The organism is Proteus vulgaris, from assembly GCF_016239305.1.
GTDB classification, from domain to species: domain Bacteria; phylum Pseudomonadota; class Gammaproteobacteria; order Enterobacterales; family Enterobacteriaceae; genus Proteus; species Proteus vulgaris_C.
This window is the reverse complement of the sequence record NZ_JAEHOQ010000003.1, coordinates 168,153-188,389: the sequence shown is the minus strand read 5'-3', so window position 1 is coordinate 188,389 and position 20,237 is coordinate 168,153. Positions and strand designations below refer to the sequence as shown.

22 protein-coding genes are annotated in these 20,237 nt (G+C 33.9%); 12 read left to right on the top strand and 10 right to left on the bottom strand.

Features of this window, described 5'->3' with window-relative positions; all coding sequences use genetic code 11:
- Positions 1 to 94: 94 nt before the first annotated feature.
- From JEP40_RS03515 to JEP40_RS03505, 3 genes are read right to left on the bottom strand one after another with little or no spacing between them, the layout of a single operon-like run.
- Positions 95 to 3,172 (bottom strand): MexW/MexI family multidrug efflux RND transporter permease subunit, encoded by a 3,078-nt coding sequence (locus tag JEP40_RS03515; RefSeq protein ID WP_198622487.1) that lies wholly within the window; start codon positions 3,170 to 3,172, stop codon positions 95 to 97.
- Between the two features lie 12 nt (positions 3,173 to 3,184).
- A complete protein-coding gene (locus JEP40_RS03510; protein ID WP_198622486.1) occupies positions 3,185 to 4,291 on the bottom strand; it encodes an efflux RND transporter periplasmic adaptor subunit in 1,107 nt (368 codons plus the stop codon).
- 30 nt (positions 4,292 to 4,321) lie between these two features.
- Positions 4,322 to 4,759 (bottom strand): DoxX family protein, encoded by a 438-nt coding sequence (locus tag JEP40_RS03505; protein ID WP_198622485.1) that lies wholly within the window; start codon positions 4,757 to 4,759, stop codon positions 4,322 to 4,324.
- Positions 4,760 to 4,869: 110 nt separating this feature from the next.
- Here JEP40_RS03505 and soxR point away from each other — a divergent pair, with 110 nt between their 5' ends.
- Positions 4,870 to 5,319 (top strand): redox-sensitive transcriptional activator SoxR, encoded by a 450-nt coding sequence (gene soxR / locus JEP40_RS03500; protein WP_088494455.1) that lies wholly within the window; start codon positions 4,870 to 4,872, stop codon positions 5,317 to 5,319.
- On the opposite strand, the gene JEP40_RS03495 is transcribed toward soxR, so the two are convergent.
- The 7 genes from JEP40_RS03495 to JEP40_RS03465 are packed head-to-tail and all read right to left on the bottom strand — an operon-like array spanning position 5,320 to position 9,421.
- Positions 5,320 to 5,757, bottom strand: a complete 438-nt coding sequence (locus JEP40_RS03495; protein ID WP_198622484.1) for a hypothetical protein — start codon at positions 5,755 to 5,757, stop codon at positions 5,320 to 5,322. It abuts the gene before it with no gap.
- Positions 5,747 to 6,418, bottom strand: coding sequence for a type III secretion protein (locus JEP40_RS03490; protein WP_198622483.1), 672 nt, complete (start codon positions 6,416 to 6,418; stop codon positions 5,747 to 5,749). The genes JEP40_RS03495 and JEP40_RS03490 overlap by 11 nt, the downstream gene beginning before the upstream one ends.
- The gene (locus JEP40_RS03485; protein ID WP_198622482.1) at positions 6,399 to 6,956 is read right to left on the bottom strand and encodes a type III secretion protein; all 558 of its coding nucleotides are present in this window, start codon (positions 6,954 to 6,956) and stop codon (positions 6,399 to 6,401) included. The genes JEP40_RS03490 and JEP40_RS03485 overlap by 20 nt, the downstream gene beginning before the upstream one ends.
- A complete protein-coding gene (sctJ, locus tag JEP40_RS03480; RefSeq protein WP_198622481.1) occupies positions 6,934 to 7,707 on the bottom strand; it encodes a type III secretion system inner membrane ring lipoprotein SctJ in 774 nt (257 codons plus the stop codon). Before sctJ ends, JEP40_RS03485 begins: the two co-directional genes overlap by 23 nt.
- A 2-nt stretch (positions 7,708 to 7,709) precedes the next feature.
- On the bottom strand, positions 7,710 to 7,997 hold the full coding sequence (gene sctI / locus JEP40_RS03475) for a type III secretion system inner rod subunit SctI (RefSeq protein ID WP_198622480.1): 288 nt from the start codon (positions 7,995 to 7,997) through the stop codon (positions 7,710 to 7,712).
- A gap of 21 nt (positions 7,998 to 8,018) precedes the next feature.
- Positions 8,019 to 8,285, bottom strand: coding sequence for an EscF/YscF/HrpA family type III secretion system needle major subunit (locus JEP40_RS03470; RefSeq protein ID WP_198622479.1), 267 nt, complete (start codon positions 8,283 to 8,285; stop codon positions 8,019 to 8,021).
- A gap of 41 nt (positions 8,286 to 8,326) precedes the next feature.
- Positions 8,327 to 9,421 (bottom strand): hypothetical protein, encoded by a 1,095-nt coding sequence (locus tag JEP40_RS03465; protein WP_198622478.1) that lies wholly within the window; start codon positions 9,419 to 9,421, stop codon positions 8,327 to 8,329.
- 269 nt (positions 9,422 to 9,690) lie between these two features.
- Here JEP40_RS03465 and JEP40_RS03460 point away from each other — a divergent pair, with 269 nt between their 5' ends.
- From JEP40_RS03460 to sctS, 11 genes are read left to right on the top strand one after another with little or no spacing between them, the layout of a single operon-like run.
- Entirely contained in the window at positions 9,691 to 10,446 is a 756-nt protein-coding gene (locus JEP40_RS03460) for a helix-turn-helix domain-containing protein (RefSeq protein ID WP_198622477.1), read from the top strand.
- Positions 10,430 to 12,148 (top strand): type III secretion system outer membrane ring subunit SctC, encoded by a 1,719-nt coding sequence (gene sctC, locus JEP40_RS03455; protein WP_198622476.1) that lies wholly within the window; start codon positions 10,430 to 10,432, stop codon positions 12,146 to 12,148. Before JEP40_RS03460 ends, sctC begins: the two co-directional genes overlap by 17 nt.
- Before the next feature lie 4 nt (positions 12,149 to 12,152).
- Positions 12,153 to 13,241, top strand: coding sequence for a type III secretion system gatekeeper subunit SctW (gene sctW, locus JEP40_RS03450; protein ID WP_198622475.1), 1,089 nt, complete (start codon positions 12,153 to 12,155; stop codon positions 13,239 to 13,241).
- Positions 13,242 to 13,263: 22 nt separating this feature from the next.
- On the top strand, positions 13,264 to 15,357 hold the full coding sequence (locus JEP40_RS03445; RefSeq protein WP_198622474.1) for an EscV/YscV/HrcV family type III secretion system export apparatus protein: 2,094 nt from the start codon (positions 13,264 to 13,266) through the stop codon (positions 15,355 to 15,357).
- Between the two features lie 9 nt (positions 15,358 to 15,366).
- Positions 15,367 to 15,780, top strand: a complete 414-nt coding sequence (locus tag JEP40_RS03440; RefSeq protein ID WP_198622473.1) for a type III secretion protein — start codon at positions 15,367 to 15,369, stop codon at positions 15,778 to 15,780.
- A gap of 2 nt (positions 15,781 to 15,782) precedes the next feature.
- On the top strand, positions 15,783 to 17,084 hold the full coding sequence (gene sctN / locus JEP40_RS03435) for a type III secretion system ATPase SctN (RefSeq protein WP_198622472.1): 1,302 nt from the start codon (positions 15,783 to 15,785) through the stop codon (positions 17,082 to 17,084).
- Complete coding sequence (locus JEP40_RS03430) at positions 17,068 to 17,529, top strand: type III secretion protein (protein WP_198622471.1); 462 nt, start codon at positions 17,068 to 17,070, stop codon at positions 17,527 to 17,529. The genes sctN and JEP40_RS03430 overlap by 17 nt, the downstream gene beginning before the upstream one ends.
- The gene (locus JEP40_RS03425; RefSeq protein ID WP_198622470.1) at positions 17,510 to 18,391 is read left to right on the top strand and encodes a hypothetical protein; all 882 of its coding nucleotides are present in this window, start codon (positions 17,510 to 17,512) and stop codon (positions 18,389 to 18,391) included. The genes JEP40_RS03430 and JEP40_RS03425 overlap by 20 nt, the downstream gene beginning before the upstream one ends.
- The gene (locus JEP40_RS03420) at positions 18,388 to 19,317 is read left to right on the top strand and encodes a FliM/FliN family flagellar motor switch protein (protein ID WP_198622469.1); all 930 of its coding nucleotides are present in this window, start codon (positions 18,388 to 18,390) and stop codon (positions 19,315 to 19,317) included. The genes JEP40_RS03425 and JEP40_RS03420 overlap by 4 nt, the downstream gene beginning before the upstream one ends.
- Before the next feature lie 3 nt (positions 19,318 to 19,320).
- Positions 19,321 to 19,980 (top strand): EscR/YscR/HrcR family type III secretion system export apparatus protein, encoded by a 660-nt coding sequence (locus tag JEP40_RS03415; protein WP_198622468.1) that lies wholly within the window; start codon positions 19,321 to 19,323, stop codon positions 19,978 to 19,980.
- On the top strand, positions 19,980 to 20,234 hold the full coding sequence (gene sctS / locus JEP40_RS03410; protein ID WP_198622467.1) for a type III secretion system export apparatus subunit SctS: 255 nt from the start codon (positions 19,980 to 19,982) through the stop codon (positions 20,232 to 20,234). Before JEP40_RS03415 ends, sctS begins: the two co-directional genes overlap by 1 nt.
- Positions 20,235 to 20,237 lie beyond the last annotated feature (3 nt).

The following is a 20,237-nucleotide window of genomic DNA, read 5'->3' as shown; positions in this document are numbered from 1 at the left end:
GCATTCCCTTTAATAAATAAAATCCCCATTGCATTCACAATGGGGATTGGTTTTACGACATTACTGTTTGTTATTGTTTTTTTATTTTGTAAGCCTACAACTCGCTGACTTGCTGTAACTGCTTTTGACGCTCAGTTTGAGCGCTGACTTGATGGTTTCGCGCTAAGAAACTATACATCGTTGGTAACACAAACAGAGTAAACAGTGTGCCGACTAACATACCAGACACAATAATCAGCCCTAATCCATAGCGGCTATTCGCTCCAGCGCCACCGGCAAATAAAAGTGGAATAAGCCCAATAACCATTGCCGCAGTAGTCATTAATACAGGACGTAAGCGGATTTTTGCTGCTTCAATAATGGCGTCACGACGGTTTAGGTTTTTATGAACTTGCAGCTCATTGGCAAATTCCACCATTAAAATTCCGTGCTTACTGATAAGTCCTATCAATGTGACTAAACCAATTTGAGTATAGATATTTAGTGTCACCATACCTAACGCTAATGGTACTAAAGCGCCACAAATTGATAATGGTACTGTGATTAAGATAATTAAAGGATCGACCAAGCTTTCATATTGCGCAGCTAATACTAAGTAAATAATGATAAGCGCTGCAATAAAGGCAAAGACTAATGTATTTCCTTCTTGGGTAAATTGGCGAGAATCAGATTGCCAATCATGACTAAATCCTGCGGGTAATGAATCTGCCACGGTTTCAAGAAAGGCGACCGCTTGCCCCATGGTGACGCCAGGTGCGGGGATCGCTTGGAAAATAGCTGCGTTTTGTTGATTAAACTGTGTCAGTTTATTCGGTTCAACTTGCGTCGTAATATTCACAACAGTTGATAATGGAATTAACACATTATCTTGAGTTCGAATATAGTGCCCAGCAAGAGCCGCAGGCGTTAAGCGTTGATGGCGTACACTTTGTGGAATAACGTCATAAGAACGTCCATCCATACCAAAACGGTTAATATAGTGTTCACCCACTAATAGTGAGAGTGATTCACCAATATCCTGCATACGAATGCCTAAACTATTAGCTTTAGTTCGATCTATGGCAACTTGAACAACGGGATTGTTGTAATCTAAATCGCTATCCACCACGACAAATAAACCGCTTTCTCTGGCTTGCTGTTTTATTTGTTCCATTGTTTCAAACAAAACCGGATAACCTAATGGGCTACGTAGCACCATTTGTACAGGTAATCCACCCACTGAGCCGGGTAGAGAGGCTAATTGGAAAGCAAAAATACTGGTACCTTCCACATTATTGACGCGATTTTGCAAATCAGCTTGGATTTGATCTGCGTTGCGATCCCGTAAATCCCAGCCATCAAAGTTAATTCCACCAAAGCTAGCTGATGGACCATCAGTACCATTAATTATCCATGTGCTGTCAGTTTCAGGCAGACTCATATAAATTTCATCTAGTTTCTGATTAAAACGCTCAGCATAGGCAAGGTTTGCATGTTGTGGCGCTTTTACAGCAGTTAAAACGCTCGCCTGATCTTCTGAAGGTGCCAGCTCTTGTTTTGTCTGGCTATATAAAAACGGTAAGCTGACAAACACGGCTAAGGCAAAAACAACAGTTAACCAGCGATTAGCTAAAGAAAAATTAAGGACATAGCCATAGTAGTGAGCCATCTTATCGAAAACAAACTCAGCCATTTTAGCCATTTTGCCTTCATTTTCTTTTGGTTTTAGCATTAATGAGCTCATCACGGGGGATAACGTTAATGCCACAATACCGGATACAATCACACTACCTGCCAGCGTTATGGCGAACTCTTTAAATAATGCGCCTGTTAATCCAGCCATTAAACCAATAGGAGCATAAACGGCAGCTAATGTAATCGTCATTGCAATAACAGGGCCGGCAACTTCTCTTGCTCCTACCAACGCAGCCTGAACAGGTGATAGTCCTTCTTCAATATGTCGATGAACGTTTTCAACAACAACAATGGCATCATCTACCACAAGTCCAATGGCTAAAACCATTGCTAGCAAGGTGAGCAAGTTAATACTAAAGCCAAAGGCAAGCATTAATCCAGCGGCACCTAGCATTGATAACGGAATGGCAAGTACAGGAATAAGAACTGAACGAAATGATCCTAAACAGAGGTAGATGACCGCGATAACGATTAAAATCGCTTCAATTAATGTTTGTACTACTTGGTTAATAGAGGCTTTGATAAAACGTGAAGTTTCAAATGCTAGTTCTACATCGACACTAGGAGGTAAGGTTTTTTCAATATCGATTAGATGATCTCTAATACCATCAACAATCACGAGTGGGTTACCTGTTGGTGTCGGGAATAAACCCAAAAACACGGCCTTTTTACCATTCATAATACCGCTGGTTTCAGTGGCTGCGGCACCTAGCTCGACAGTACCAATATCACGTAAACGGACAAGATTATTACCATCATTAGTGATAACCATGTCTTTAAATTCTTCGACATTAGTTAAATCAGTATTAACATAAACGTTAGCAATAACGAACTCACCTTCAACTTTACCTGGTGCAGCTTGATAGTTATTACGGCGAACTGCCTCTGCCACATCGCTAGCTGTTAAGTTACGGCCTGCTAATTTATCTGCATCTAACCACAAGCGCATGGCCAATTGTTGACCACCAAAAACTTGCACTTTAGCAACGCCATTAATGGATGAGAACATCGGTTCAACAACGCGAGAAAGGTAGTCTGTGAGTTCAGGAATAGAAAGCTGTTCACTTGAGAAACCCACATAAGCTACCGCTGTTGATTCTCCTGATGAAAGCTCAATCACCGGATCATAAGCTTGTTCTGGCAACTTATAACGAACTTGATTTACCTTCGCCATAACTTGCGTTAAGGCTTGAGTCGGATCACGGTTTAATTCCATTCGAACGGTGACTAAACTTTTACCTTGTACTGAAGATGAAGAAATATAATCAACACCCTCAACAGAGGAAACCGCTTGTGTAATTGGTTGGGTAACAAATCCCTGCATAAGCTCAGACGAAGCGCCAGGATAATCTGTTGCAATCGTAATCGTTGAATTCTGTAGCATTGGGTATTGGCGAACAGGCAGTTTACTGAACGCAAATACGCCCAGTAAAAGGATCAATGTGCTAACAACTAATGCCAAAACAGGTCGCCGAACAAAAATATCGGTAAACTTCATTATTAACTCCCGTTATGGTTTTGTTGTCGCAGATTGAGCGAGCGCTAAGGTATCTTGCTCAATCGCTTCAATTGAGATGCCATCACTTAATTTAATTTGGCCAGATGAGACAATTTGATCACCAAGGGCTAAGCCTTCTTTTATCTCGATCATGCCGTTGTAGCGCAATCCAACTTTCACAGAGACACGCTTAGCGATAAGGTTTTTTTGATTGTCAGATTGCGCTACAAACACGGTATCTCCATAGGCAGTATAAGTAACTGCTGTTTCTGGTACGGTTAATACCATAGGACTATCTGGAGAAGTAACTTGTACACGGGCAAACATGCCTGCTTTTAATTTGTTATCGGTATTAGGTAAAACAGCTTGTACTTGTACAGTACGAGAAGGGCCAATAAGAGGATCGACGGCATTAATAGAACCTGTAAATACCATTTCTGGATAAGCATCAACCTCGATATTGATAGGCTGTTTTATGGAAATTTTGGGGGCAGCTTGCTCATCAAGTGAAAAGTTGAGTTTTAAATGACTTGCATCGACTAAAGATGCTACACGTTCACCTGCATTGAGGTATTGTCCTTCATGAACAAGTTTTATCCCGACAATGCCGTCAAAAGGAGCTTTTATTGTTTTCTGTGCAATTCGCGCTTTTACTTCACGAATGGAGGCAGCAATCATATCGCGCTCAGATAATGTGCTGTCTAATTGTGCAGCGGCTGCGACATTTTTACTATAAAGTTGTCTTGTACGGGAATAGAGTTTATCTGCGTTAGTTAATTGTGCTTGTAAACGCAATAATTCCGCCTGTTCAGGTTCATCATTTAATTTAGCTAAAACTTGACCCGCCTTAACAGTTTGCCCTGACTCAAAATTAATCACGGCAATACGACCATTAGTTTCAGCGGCTAAATAGACTTGGCGCACGGCTTCTAATTCCCCAACGCCTTGCATATTATTTGGTAATTTTGATGATTGTACGGTCGCTAATGCTACTTTGGTCGGTGGGTAAGCAAATTGCTGTGATACATCTTCATCAGATGATGTTGTCGCATAAACCGCTGCACCTGCACTGAGTAAAAAGAGTGAAGCACATACAGTAAGAGTAAGTTTTTTATTCATATTATCGTTGATCCCATAGTGACTGTTTTTCTATTTTTTATGGTGTTCTGCGTTAGTTTTTTTCCATAACGCTCTGAAATGACTTGCCATTGCTGTGGTCATTAATCCACCAATAACGGCTAGATGCTCTACTGCAAAAAACATCGACAGCATGGCTTTGTCTCCCGTCATATCCCAAAAGGTATGAACAATCACAATAGTTAAAAATAAAAAGACAGCTAAAGCGCCAGCACCTAGCCATAGATAGCGATCGAAAAGCACTAAAAGTGAGCCACAAAATAAGACGATCGCAGTGGCAATATTAAAAAACCAATCAGGCTCCAATCCCGCCGCACGCATTTCCGCCAAGCTATTCTCGTAATCAAAGACTTTGGCAAAGCCAGAAGAAAGAAATAAAACAAGAATAAGTAATCTAGCGATAAACCATAAAGAGCGGCTTTCGAGAATACGTGCAATTGAATTTGGCATTCATCTGACCTTAATAATCTTAAAAAACAAAAACCAGCATCCCACTGGCTTGACTTAATTTGAGGAGAGGACTATAAAACCTCAAGTTAAGTTGAGGTCAAGAGGAAAAGATGGAAAAAGAGAAAATAGATTTCAATAGAGCACTTACAGTAGGTGAAGTGGCAAAGCGTAGTGGTGTTGCTATTTCAACACTTCATTTTTATGAAGAAAAAGGTTTAATTGAAAGTTATCGAAGTGCAGGTAATCAGCGTCGTTACCCACCTGTTGTATTGCGTTATGTGGCAATTATCAAGGCAGCTCAAAGTACGGGGATCCCGTTAAAAGAAATCCAAGAAATATTGGGAAAGTATCCGCCAAATAGTAAATTAACGGCAGAACAATGGCACGAAATATCAACGGATTGGAAAGTACGGCTAGATGAACGCATTCGTCGTCTGAAACGATTACGTAACGGACTTGACCACTGTATTGGTTGTGGTTGTCTATCATTGAGTGATTGTCCGTTACGTAATCCTGATGATATTTTAGGTGAAAAAGGGGCGGGGCCCCAGATCCTATAATCAAAATGAAAACGATGCGCTATCTGGTTTGAAAAATCCCTCATAAGTATCTTGGTTATCTGTCATGCCCAATAATTCGAGGGTAGTTTGATGATAAAAACCTTGATAAGAGAGAAATGAAATCAAGGCCTGATTGATTTCATCTTGGTTTTCTGTGTGTTCTAAAGCACTTTGTTGGCGTGCATATATTAAGATGGCCCGTTGGCGATTTTCTTTAATTGTTTGGTTACCTTTATTTTTAACATCATACTGTACTAAAAAAGAAAGAATATCTTTTGCATTGTTAAGATTGAGATTTTGTAGTTGTTGATAAAAATCTTGGTTAAGAGACGCTTGTAGGGGATCCTCTTTTGAGGTTATTAATGCTGACGATAAGCTATGAGGTGTTGCTTTTGCGTTATTAATTTGATGGGTAATATATTGAGGATCAATTTTCATCGTGAGTACCTTTATTTACCGTATTTTCATCAAATTCTTGTATATAGGCTAATAATTGCGTTTTTACTTCTTGAGAAAATAGCATGTGATTTTTCTCTGAATAGCTTTGATGAAACTGCTTTTTTAGATCTTGTTTGAATAAAGGGGGATCAAAAAAAACAACATGTGATCCCGAATTGATAGAAAGTGTAGATTCATTATGAAAGATCAAATCAACATCTAGGCCATTAAGTGATTTTTCTACATAAGAACGCAGTGTTTTCGGGATCTTTAGTGTTAATTTAGTCTCTGTTGGTACTGTGGTGATCAGATGTTTTGTTAGTTCTATTTGCATTTGTGGTGATTGAAAATAGTGGGCAATTTCTTGAACAATTAATTCTCTTTGTTGTATTTCGTGACGACATAATTCGGTGTGATATTGTGTGCATAGCGTCAGGATATCGCCTAATAATGCGTGTAACCCTGTTGCGTAAGCTTGTTTTTTATTTTCAACAGATTGTAATTCTTGCTTTTTATCGAGTTCAATCAGTCGCTTTTTCACTCTTTTATGCGTCATTTGCTCTATTCTGCGAATATTATCTAATTGTCGTAGATAGCGAGAACGGATAAGTACCCCTTCACAGGTATACCTCAAAAGAGTTTCAGGCAGGGATCGCAACATAATTCAGTACCAAAAGGAAAATAGAATGTGATAAATGCAATTTTGCAGGTAACGTAATTCGCTTTTTTTCTTTAGGGAAGCAGAGTACAAAGCGTTGTGCTAACGCATCGGATATCGAAGAAATAAAGTCAAATAAGAGTTCATATCCAATATATTGAGGCTCTCCAATAGTGTCATCTATTTTTTCTTCAGCAAATACAATAGGTTTTAGAGAAAGAAATGCGCGTAAAGTCGGGGATAATTGATAGTAATTATCAACCTGTAAAAGAGCCGATGATGAGAAAAAATACCCTAAAAAAAGTGCACATTGAGGTAAGAGTGACCATTGTGTAACTAGTTTGCTAGCTACAGGATCATTCTCAAGATCAAAATCAATTTCTGTTTTGAGATGGTATTGTTGAATAAGTTGCCGATTTGAAAGCTTTTGCCAAATGAGATCGTCATTGGGTGTCGCTAATTGATAATAATCTTGATGGATATATTGTAATGGTTCATACATCACAATAGATAGTTGTTCAAATTGCTGAAGAGTGAGCATGGTTTTGTTTTTCCTCTCGCAATATTGTTTTTTCGCGGCGATACTTTATTAACACCAGAACGGCAATAATGATGATACTGATTGATACTAGTGCAATTAACCAGCCATATTGAAAGAAAATTGAATGATCTTCATCGGGGATAACTATATTAGGCTTCGTGAGTTTATTTATATTCCTTGAATAAAGTAACACAGTAATATTATTTATACTCATATCACTAAATGCATTGTTAATAAAAGCACGGACATCTTCACTCAGCTGGTCACCATCCAATGTATTTTCCTCATAAAAAATTAATGCAGAGGCATGAGGAGCCGATATTCCTCGCTCTGATAATGAAAGGGGATAACTGATATGAACCCTTGCATCAATAATATGGTCAATTGTGATCAAGGATTGTTCTAATCGTTGCTCAAGTGCAGAAATCAGTCGCGCTTTTTCTGCCTGAGGTGAAGAAACTAATGCATCGGAAGGAAATATTTGTGTCACTTCGATACGTGCATTGGTTGGTAGTTGATATTGTTCTAAAATTTGTACTGCAATGGCAAAATCTTCTTTTTTAACTGTAATATCGAATAAACCTTTACCCAGCGCGATTTGAGTTGTTGTAATGTGATGTTTTTGCAATACCGCCTGTACTTGTGTTGTTTGGCGTTGATTAAGACCCGTCAAAAGTGATTGATCTTTACAACCCGAAAGCAATGGAAATAGACAAAATAATAGTGCGCATAATAAAGATTTAGCTCTCATTACTATTGTGCCTTTAATAATGTTTCGACAACATTTAATGATTTCCTAACCAATGTGCTGGCGAGATTCATCCTAATGGTGTAATCATTGAGCGTTGTTTGAAGTTGGGTATAACTTTGAACATCCGTCAATTGACTGAGTGTAGAAAGTTTCTTTTGTATCTGTTGTTCATATTGCAAACTATTAGCAATACTTTTTGTTGTTATGGATGACAATGTATCGTGGCTTAGTTCATCAGATGTGTCAGATAAAGTGGATAAATTAATAGATGTGATGGGCGTAATTGCCATACGTACTCCATAAATAAAAGGTTAGCGCATATTACCAATAATGCTCATGGCAAGATCTTTTACGACTTTAATTGATGTCGATTGAGCATTTCTCGTTATATTATATTCCGCGAGTTTTGCCTGATAATCTGCTAATGCCGCTGCATTAGACGTATCCATTTTTAATGTTTCTAAGGCTTTCTTTAAAGCCTCGCTTTGGTTTTTTACGGGGTTTTGAAAATAGTCATCAATATTTTGAATTGAGCTTGCATCTTCAGTATTCGCATTCCCTGTTGGGGTTGTTGACATAATATTGTTCTCTTAAAGTATTCTTTTTAAAAATGAGATTTTTATCCATTAGGAAAATAAAGGTGTTTATTATCAATAAAGATATAGCCTTTACTTTCTTGTAACATGGTTTTATTTTGTAATTCAGATTTACCTATATTCTCTTGGTAAAATATAAATTTTCTACCAAAAAAGGATGTTTGTTTTTTGATAAATTGATTTAACGCTGATTTATCTTGATAAGATAAGTTTGTGTTAAATGTTAATACAAGCCTATTTTTATCTTTCTTTATTTCATAGTCAGATTTTCGAATAAAAGGGATTTTATTGATTTCATTGATTAAATTATCCATAGATATTGGAATAATCTCAGGGTAACAATCATCGGGGAATTGATTTTGAATGGTATTTATCTCCTTTTCCTTTTCAGCATTATTTTGATAAATAAATATTACTTTTGGTTTTTCTTTATCTGATAAAATCAAGTGATTGATTTTATGCTGTCTGGCTATTAGTGAATTTTTAATTTTATTAATATCAACGTAAATATATTCATCCTCTCTATTTTCTGCTTTTATCCATTGTAGATCTGAATCATCATAGAGGCAGAGATGGTCGTTTTCACCTTTATAATGAAGAGAAGATAACTGAACTGGTATATCAATATTTTTATCAATAACTTTATTATATTTAAAAAAACAATATAAAGTAAAAAAAACGAACGTTAAGGTAAAAACAAAAACAGTTGAATAAGTTTTTATTTTCATCTTATTTAAACTTAAATTTAACTTTTTAATATTTATATTATCTGATTTGCTAATTAATAAGATTGGGGTATCATTTAAATAAATGGGTTTATCTAATGTTAAGTTTTCTATTTTAACTTCATTTAATTTATTGTTTTTTATGGTTAAAATATTATCATCATTGTTTTGATAAAGTTTAATATCAATAATTACATTTGAAAAATCATCATTAAAAGGAATGTATAGATTGATTTTATCTTTACTGTTTTCTCTCTTTTCTCTCTTTTCTCTCTTTTCTCTCTTTTCTCTATTGTATAGTAAAATAGAATAGTGATGAGATGAAAGTGATGTTTTAGTACCTTTTAAAGGTCCGTTTAAAATATAAAGATAATAAAAAATATAATTACTCATAAATGACTTTGTTTATTAATATCTGCTGTGAATGGATTTGAGTGATAATTTAACTAATCTTATTTGTTTTTAAAATAATGTTTATTATTTTATAGTTTAAGTGTTTTTTAATAAAAATATCTTGTAAAATTTAAACCAATCTCAATGATTGTACATTTTTATCATTAATTATTAATGTTATTATATCTAAAGTGCTGTAAATAATAATACATAAATAATATTTCGGTATTAATATTATTACCGTTTTTTATAACTTTTAAGGTTTTATTATGTTAATAAATGATATAAAGATAAGTGGTGACAATGATATATTGATGGGTGATTCTTTATTCTATTGCATTCCTTTGAGTGATGGTTCTCCGATAAAAATATATGAAAATAAAATTGTAAAAATAGTACAAGGTAAGGCATTTATTTATAATGCGAAAAGTGAGGATGTTGTTTTTCAATCTGAAGCACATACTTGGAAAATAGAAAAACGTTCTTTTTTTATTTGTGCTCGATTATTGGCTTTTATTGATTATGCGCGTGATTTTTCAAAAATGACAGCTATTGGAACTGAATTTGATATTAATCAGAAGATTTTTCATATAGAAAATAACGAAGGAACACTAGAGCACACTTTAATTAGTGAAGCATTAAAAGAGAATAGCCAATTAGAACCACTTTTTGTGACGATAAGGCACAGTGAAAGCTATTGGCTTATTTTGCATCTTATTAGTTATTTAGATGAGAAAAAAAGCAATATTGCACAAATAGGGGAACGTTATGGCGTATCTGGTACTCATTTTAGACGCTTATGCAAACGTTATTTGGGGAACTGCGGTAAAAGCCAATTACGTTCATGGCGTGCTGCTTCATCGATTTTAACAACGCTATCAACGGATGAATCATTAACACAAATCGCCGTTGATAATGGATTTAGTTCTGCATCACATTTCTCTAATGAAATTAAAACATTATTTGGTATTACTCCAACGGAATTTCGCCGAATTGGACGTTTTCTTTATGAATATAAAAAATAAAGTCTATTTTATTATTGGATTACTTCTTTGTTGTAGTTTGCCTTTATCTGTCAAAGCAGAAGAAGAACAAATTATTTATACACATCAAAGTAAAAAACCCGATATGTTTATTGCTGTCGACACACGTATCGAGCAGTTTTTCTTTGTTTTATCAGATAAATTCAATAAACCCTTTATTTTAAGTCAGGCAGTTAAGAAAAAAAGGATCACTGGTAATTTCTCACTGGCTTCGCCACAAGAGGCGTTTGAGTCAATGGTTCGCCGTATGTCATTACTTTATTTTAATGATGGTGAGGCAATTTATGTGTATGACAATACTGAAATTGAGCAGGCATTATTTCAAGTAAAAAATATTAGTATTTATGAACTTAAGGAATATTTGCAAGATGTAGGTTTGTACGATCTGCGTTTTCCACTACGGGCAGGAAAAGATAAACGTACTTTTTATTTATCTGGGCCACCTATTTATCTTAAGTTAGCGAAAGCCGCCGCTGACTATCTTGATAATATTGCGACAGAAAAACAGCAACAAACAATGAATAATCAAGTTCCTACGGGAAGCTCTCGTTATGGAGACGAATTTGTGCAGATATTTGCACTAAAAAATACTTTTGTTCAAGATCGCAACTATTCATTACGTGATGAAAAAATTGTATTACCAGGTATTACGACAGTATTACAGCAGCTATTTCATTCACAAACACAAGAAACGCATAGAGCACCACAAAATAGAGATCAACAGAATACATATTCCGCATCTTTAAATACGAATAGTAGCAATGGCGAAAGTGAAGAGATGCCTTATTCGATAACACCTATTGTTACTCAAATGGGACAATATCATGTCGAGTTAGTGCCGTTGCCAGCATCAAATAGCTTATTGGTTAAAACCAGTCGAGAAGGTCTAGCATTAATCCATTCATTAATTACTCAGCTCGATAAGCCTAAACGGCAAGTTGAGCTTTCACTGTGGATCATAGATATTTCAAAAAGTAAGGCAGATAGCTTAGGAATTGATTGGAGTGCACGTTTTGACTCCGGTAATCACGCCTTTTCATTTAATACATCGAGTTTAACACCGGCATCAGGTTTTAGTTTTCTTAGTAAAATAAAAGCGTTAAGTGATGATGGTGATGCAAAAATGGTATCAAGACCCATCTTGTTAACTCAGGAAAATACCCCTGCAATTTTTGATAATAATACGACCTTTTATACTCAAATTAAGGGGGAAAGGGTTGCAACATTAGAATCTACAACATTTGGCACGATGATGAGTGTGTTGCCTCGTATTGGTAGTTCTAATAAAGAGATTGAAATGATCATTAACTTGGAAGATGGCGCAGAAAAAAAAGAAGATTCAAGTAAAGATAATGAGCGTTTACCTACGATTAATCGTACCAATATTAGTACCGTAGCACGAGTCTCAGAAGGGGGAAGTTTGCTTATTGGTGGATATACACGAGAAGATAATGTCAATGCGGAGTCTAAAATTCCAATTCTCAGTGCGATCCCTTTATTGGGCAAACTATTTACATATAAGTCGGATAACAATAAAAAAATGGTACGTATTTTTATGTTACAACCACGTTTATTAGGAAGCACTGACAGTGATATTTCACAATCGTTAAGTGATGATCCTTTTCAACCGATAAATAAAAAAACGACACAGGCATTGCAGCAACTTCAGAGTTTTATGAGGTAATGCCATGATTGTACCAACTAAATCGACGCTCCCAATTCAAATTGGAATAAAAGAAAATAAAGTTAATCATGAAAATAAAAGAGACAACGAAGATAAGCAGCCTAAAATTTCAGAAAGACAGAACTATCAAAATCAATTGATGGAAATTGCTGATGATATGTCGATGGTTGCCTCACAGTTCTCACAACGTTATGGAAAAAGACTAGATAAAAAAGCAGAACGAGGAAATAGTACTTTATATATTACAGAGGAAGGTGCAGATAAAAAATTAGATAAAGTATTAAAAATGTTTAAAAAATCAGATCAAAGTTTACAGGATTTATTGGCTTATTTACGGCAGATGTTTCCTGACGATAGTGATTTGATTATGGTTTTGAGGGAATTAATTAGAAAGAAAAAATTGGGTGCGCAATTAGATGCTGAGATAGAAAATGAAATTGTACGTATGCTGGAAGGAGAACATGCAAAAAATATTCGGGCGGGAATTAATGTCGCTTTAAAAGCAAAAATATTTGGTAAATTATTATCACTTAATCCCTCTGTATTACGAGATCTTTATCGTAGTTATCTTGATTTAGATTTAGAGCCAATCTATTTCTTTCAGTTTTTAATAGAAGAATATGATATTGATCGATGTACGATTATTTTTACGTTTCTGGCACAAAGTTTGTTATATGATATGCAGTCTTTAATGCCGAGTTGCTCACAAAGTTCAGAATTTGGTTTACTTTTAGAAAGAGTCAATAAATTACGAGCGATATATAGTTTTATTTCATTAGGAATGGATCTTTTTAAAGAAAAAGAGTTGCAATATATATTATCAGAAAAACAACTTTATCAATTATTCTATTATGGTATGACAATACCCGATGAAATGAATATCTATTTGTTAGATTTATTATCTAAAGAATGCTCGGATTTATTAATAACCGTAAAAATGCGATTTTTACAAATAATAAGAACACTATTCAATAGATATCCAAAATGTTTGTATTTATCTGATGAAAATAGGGTGTCTTGCCAAGAAATAATACAAAGTATTATGGATAAATATATCTATATGGAAAAATTTGAATTAAGAAAAAATAAATAGTTATTTTTAATGGATATTAATAATGATATATAAATTTCTTTTCTCTATAAGAAATCGCCCAGAACTTATTGTGTTGTCAGTGATAATTTTAGTTATTTTAATGCTAATTATGCCATTACCTACCTATTTGGTTGATTTTCTTATAGGTCTTAATATCACGATTGCATTATTGATATTGATGAGCTCTTTTTATGTCACTCGAATATTAAACTTTAAGACGTTTCCTGCATTACTCTTGATTACAACATTATTTCGTTTAGCACTATCAATTAGTACTAGTCGACTTATCTTATTAGATGCTGATGCTGGAGAAATTATTACTTCTTTTGGTGAGTTTGTTATTGGAGAAAATTTAGTTGTTGGTTTTGTGGTCTTCTCTATCGTGACGGTAGTGCAATTTCTTGTTATTACAAAAGGCTCTGAACGAGTTGCCGAGGTTGCTGCACGTTTTTCTCTTGATGGTATGCCAGGTAAACAAATGAGCATTGATGCGGATTTGAAATCAGGCATCATTAATAATGATGAAGTTAAAATTAGGCGGAAGGAATTAGGACAAGAAAGTCAGCTTTATGGTTCATTTGATGGTGCAATGAAATTTATTAAAGGTGATGCTATTGCAGGTATTGTGATTATCTTTGTTAATTTAATTGGTGGAATGTCTGTTGGCATGGCGCAAATGGGGATGTCACTTTCTCAAGCATTACAAACTTATACATTATTAACCATTGGTGATGGTTTAGTGGCGCAAATCCCTGCTTTATTAATCTCAATTAGTGCCGGATTTATTGTTACAAGAGTCGGAGATGAAAATAAAAATTTAGGCTCAAGTATTATGAATGAGTTGCTATCTCAAGATTTCGCACTATTAATTACTGCATTGCTTGCTTTTGCTATTGGTTTTTTACCAGGCTTTCCAACGCCTGTCTTTATTATTTTATCTACGATTATTGGATGCTATTTTTTCAAAAAAAATATTTGGGATAAAAAAAAGAAAATCGCTGAGAATAGTGATATTCCTCACTATGAAGAAGATGATGAGAAAAAAGGTATTATGTCTAATCTTTTTTCTGGGAAAAAAGAACAGGAAGAGGAAAACCAATTAGCAACAGAAATAATTTCTTTATCACAAGCAGAAACACTGCCACTAATCGTAACACTTTCAGTACAAAAGAAAAATTATCTAACAAAAAAGGTCTTTGATAAATGGTTAAAGAAAGAATTTATATTACAATATGGGGTTTTACTTCCTGATATCTTAATTTATTATTCTGACACTATTGATAAAGATAAAGTCATCATTTTAATTAATGAAATTAAAGCGGATGAATTTTATTGTTCCTTTCCTCTTATTAATATAGAAACACCGACAGATGAATTTTTTTCTTTAGGATTAAAGTATGTTGAATTAGAATGTAAGGGGGGAAAAACCTATTGGACTGATGAAGAAAATAAATCATTATTAATGAAACTTAATTTTCAATTAATAAGTTCAGATAACTATTTTTATCAGAAATTTTCTAATTTAATTACAGAAAATATTGTGGAATTTTTAGGTATACAAGAAACAAAAGATATACTAGATAAAGTAGAAGTAAAATCACCAGAATTGATGAAAGAATGCTATCGGCAAATTTCCATTCAAAGAATAAATGAAGTTTTACAGAGATTAGTACAAGAAAAAATACCGATAAGGAATATTAAAACGATTATTGGTGGATTAGTACAATGGGGTGGGAAAGAGAAAGATCCCATTTTGCTCACTGAACATATTCGAACATTACTCTCTCGTTATATAAGTGGTTTTTTTTCTAAAAATAATCAACTCAATGTTGTTATATTATCTAATGAAATTGAAGTAATTATTCGTGATGGAATTAGGCAAACATCATCAGGGACATTTTTAAACTTAGAGCCTGCGGAGCTTGATGTTATTTTAGAAAAAATAACAGTTGCTCTTGATGAAATAAAATATATTAAAGATTATGTTTTATTAACTGCAATTGATATAAGACGATTTGTAAGGAAATTATTAGAAACACAGTTCTCACAACTATCCGTTTTATCATACGATGAAATTTCATCAGATATTGAAATAAATGTTTTACAGACTATTTAGAGGAATAATATGTCATTTGATCTCGCACAATTACTTATAGATGCTATGAACGTTATTGGTCGAACAGACCTTTTTTCTGGAGGGCACTCTATCGATAACCATTCGACTATTACGATTAGCTTAGGTGATATGCCTGATATTAATTTATTAATTGTTGATAATGTTCCTATGATTTGGTCGGTATTACGAGAGTATGATGAAAATCAATTAAGACAAAATAGTGCAGAAATTATATTAAGTTATGTGAACTCAGAAACAGAAAGCTTTTATCCAGGCCAACCAGCGTTAGTTAAAGTTGAAAATGATCTAGAATTACGCGCCTCTTTTATGCCAATAGCCTTACAAAATGGTGAAACAATGGCAAAAGCGATAGATGAGTTTTTTCAAGTCATGAATCGAATTAACCAGCAATTTATTAATTAGTCATGGCTAACGCATTTTCCCCTTTTCGTTATGCCGCACACCCAATTCGGATACAAGGTAATATTCTTGAGGTGATGTTGCGTAATGTTTTTATTGGTGAAATTTGTCAAATTAGAAATAGCATAGAAAATAGCATACCAATTGGTGAAGCTATTGTTATTGGATTTCGCCACGGAATAACAATATTGAGTATGATGGGCAACTCTCAAGGCTATTCTTTGCAAATTATCGTAGAGCCAACGGGTGAGGCTTTCTCTGTTGCTTTAAATCATCGTGTATTAGGTAGCATGATTGATATTAAAGGGCATTGTTTATTACGATTTGACGGTAAAAATTTATCGGAAGATTTACCATCTAAATTATACCCTGTTCATGCACAGCCTCCTGCATATAATGATCGATTACCCATTACGACATTATTTCAGTCAGGAGTTCGTGCAATAGATGGATTACTAAGTTGTGGCTTAGGGCAAAGAATGGGAATATTTGCCAGTGCCGGAACAGGAAAAACGATGTTGCTGAATATGATTATTCGTTTTTCTCAAGCAGATGTATTTGTTATTGGATTAATTGGTGAACGAGGTCGAGAAGTTACCGAATTTGTCGAAGAATTAAAACAAGATAGTCGGTGTAATAAGGTAGTATTGATTTGTTCAACCTCAGAAAAACCTGCGATTGATCGCTGTAATGCGGCATTAGTGGCGACTACAGTTGCTGAATATTTTCGTGAACAAGGTAAACACGTTGTTTTATTTATTGATTCAATAACACGTTATTGCCGAGCGTTACGAGATGTCGCGTTAACAGCGGGCGAATTACCTGTCCGTAAAGGCTACCCCGCTTCAGTTTTTGATACATTACCGGCCATTTTAGAAAGACCTGGTGTGACAAATCAAGGATCTATTACTGCATTTTACACCGTCTTATTAGAAAGTGATGATGAACCTGATGCAATAGGTGAAGAAGTTCGCTCTATCGTTGATGGACATATTTACCTTTCACGAAAAATAGCCGCATCAGGCCATTATCCGGCTATCGATATTTTAGCAAGTGTGAGTCGCCTTTTTCAGCAAATTACAGATGAACGACAACAACAGGCAGGATTAAAAATAAGACAAATTTTAATGCGATTACAGGATATTAAACTGTTACAAGAATTTGGCGAATACCGTATCGGGGATAGTGTATTAAATGATGAAGCCGTAAATAAACAATCTAAGGTTGAACAATTTTTAATGCAGTCATTTAAAGAAAAAGCAGAATTTCAGCAAACATTAGAAAAGTTGTATGCGATTGCCAATTAAACAACAAGCTGTCATTAATTTGTTAGTTAAGCGGAAAAGGAATATTGAAAAAAAACAATATCAATATGAAAAATTATTAACTGAGTCAGAAAATAAAAAACAAGAACAAAAGAAATTAATGGAATTATTGAAAAATGAAATACCAAATTATGAAAGAATAGGTATTTATTCCGTTATTTCTTTTTATCATCAAAGAAGAAAGAAAGCGATTGTCTTATCTTCATTAAATTTATGTCAAACTCAGCTTAAAGAAATAGTTGGACAACAAAAAAAACTGAAAGAAGAAAAAAAAGAACTTGAAAAAGAATATATTATAACAATAAAAAAACAGAAGAAAATGCAATGCTATTTTGATAGAAAGCAGAAAGAATTACAGGTATATATAGAACGTTTAGAACAATGTGATATACAGGAGATCGCTTTGTATGACAATGATAGTATCTAATAATTTAAAAACAAATAATATAATTCCTAGTAATGAATACGCTTTTGATGAAATAGTTTTATATCAATGTCAAAAAGTTTCTCCTAAAGATAAACAAAAACTAGAGATGAAGTTAGAAACATTTCTAAAATTAAATAAAACTAATGTGTTGTTAAATGAAAAAAATAAAGATTTAGAGATATCATCAGATATTGAAGAAAGGGAAGATAGTGAAGGACTATTTTTGATAAATAGAAATATGATGTTTTTTCGTTCTAACAAAATAGAAGAAAAATTATCTGATAAATCAGTAGATAAAGCGTCAATTATAAAAGAAAAAGAAAGTAACAAAACTAAACAAAGTCTTGAAGTAAAAAATACTATCATTAGTGATGATTTGTTAAATAAAAAAAGTAATATTAAAAATAATATCAGTAAACAAAATAAGATAAACGATGTACTTAATGACGAAATAAAGAATACGTATAAAGTTGATACAGAAAATAATACTAATTCTACACAATTATCTGAAAATGTAGTATTTGTGCAACAACCTCAAACAGACGTCAAAACGGTGAATAAATCACCACTGGAAGTGTCTTGTTGGCGAATATTACATGCAACACAACCCACCGAAAAAAGTGATATTACCTATGTTTTTAAACAGTGGGGAAAGGAACACCATCAAATAAAAATTCTTTTTTTTATGAAACAGCAGATGCAATTTATTGCCTCTACAGGACGTGTTTACCAAACTTCTCTGGATAATTTAAATCAGTATCAAGGTAGAGCAACATTATCGTTAGAGAACAGCTCGGAAAATGAACATGACTATATTGCTTCAATTGATGCAGATCCTAGAAAAGAGGATGGTGATTTATGAATACACCATTATTAACGTGTGTAAAAGATAATGATGATGATAACACCATGCGATGTTTTTCTGCTTTATTTCAATCATATCCAGTAGATAAAAGGTGTTATTATTTTTCTATCTATGGAAAAAATTCACTTGGTTCCTTTAATGGATTAATGTCCGTTAATTACGTTATGGATAGGCTTTATCCTGAGAAAAAGATTGACTGGGAGTTGGTTCCTTCTTCTTATTTGTGTTCTCTTTTTATTCAAAATTATACTCAGATTTTATTTTCATTTTCATCAATACCTTTTTTATTGCGTGTAAAGGATATTTGTTTAGGCCAATCAGTAATCGGAGAGTATCCCAAAATTAGCAGTGATCTTGGTGATGTTTTTATTTATGAAATAAAAGGGCATTTCCAATGGATAGCGCTATCTAATAAAAAGTTAGGAGTTATAGGAGATTTTTGTTTAGGAACGAGCCAGATTTCTCTTTCATTATTAAAAAATTTATTACTTGGTGATGTATTACTTATAGAAAAAATATCATCTTATTTGTTTCTAGGTCAGAGAAAATGGATGAAATTTGAATGGGATGGGGAAAATGGCGTGCAACTATTAAATGATACTGAATCAAAAATATCAGACAGTAATGAACAAAACAAATCAGCACATGAAATAGAGAGTCGATCTTTTACTACTGATGAAGAGAAAAGATTAGTACCCATCGGTACTATTCCTGTCACTGTTTCTTTTATTTTAACTAGTAAAACATTATTAATTGAAGAAATAGAAAATCTGAAATCAGGGCAACATATCATGCTACCTGAAGAAGCACATCAACAGATTATTTTAAAAGTAAATGGCCTTTCTATTGCTCAAGGAGAATTAATTAAGGTCGGTGAGCGTTTAGCTGTTGAGATCCAACGTTCTTTTTCACATAACGAGTAAATAATGGAAAGTTCTACAACATTGATATTAACGCTTGCATTGGCAACACTCGCGCCTTTTATTATTGCCGCAGGTACGTGTTATCTTAAGTTTTCGATTGTGCTTGTTATGACGCGTAATGCTTTGGGGGTACAACAGGTGCCTTCTAATATGGTTTTAAATGCAGTTGCGTTAATGATGGCATTATTTGTTATGACGCCAATGGCTAAAAATAGTTATCAATATCTTGTGAATAATCCCATTAATTTAGGAGAGCCAGGATCATTAGAACGTTTTTCTGATGAAGCATTAGATGAATATAAGCATTATTTATACCGATATTCAGAACCAGAATTATTAGATTTCTTTGATAACGCCCAGGGATATCGGCCAGAAAGTGTAGACGACGATGAACAAATTGAAAGTTCACTATTTTCTTTATTACCTGCTTATGCGTTAAGCGAGATAAAATCAGCATTTATTATTGGATTTTATCTTTACCTACCTTTTATTGTGATTGATTTAATTGTTTCTTGTATTTTACTGGCATTAGGAATGATGATGATGAGCCCAATTACACTTTCTGTTCCTTTAAAATTAATTTTATTTATTGCAATGGATGGTTGGACATTATTATCAAAAGGGCTTATAAATCAATATCTTGACTTGATGGTAGTAAAGTAATGGATATGGTTTATGCTGCTAATAAAGCAATCTATCTCATTATTTTATTATCAGCGGCGCCTATTGCAGTTGCCACTTTTGTTGGATTAATCATTGGATTATTACAGACAATTACACAAATACAAGAACAAACATTACCCTTTGGTATTAAGTTAGTGTGTGTTTTTGTTTGTTTATTAATGACAATGGGATGGATGGGGGAAAAAATATTGATCTATGCAAAAGAAATGTTGGCAATAGGATTTGCAGGATAAAAT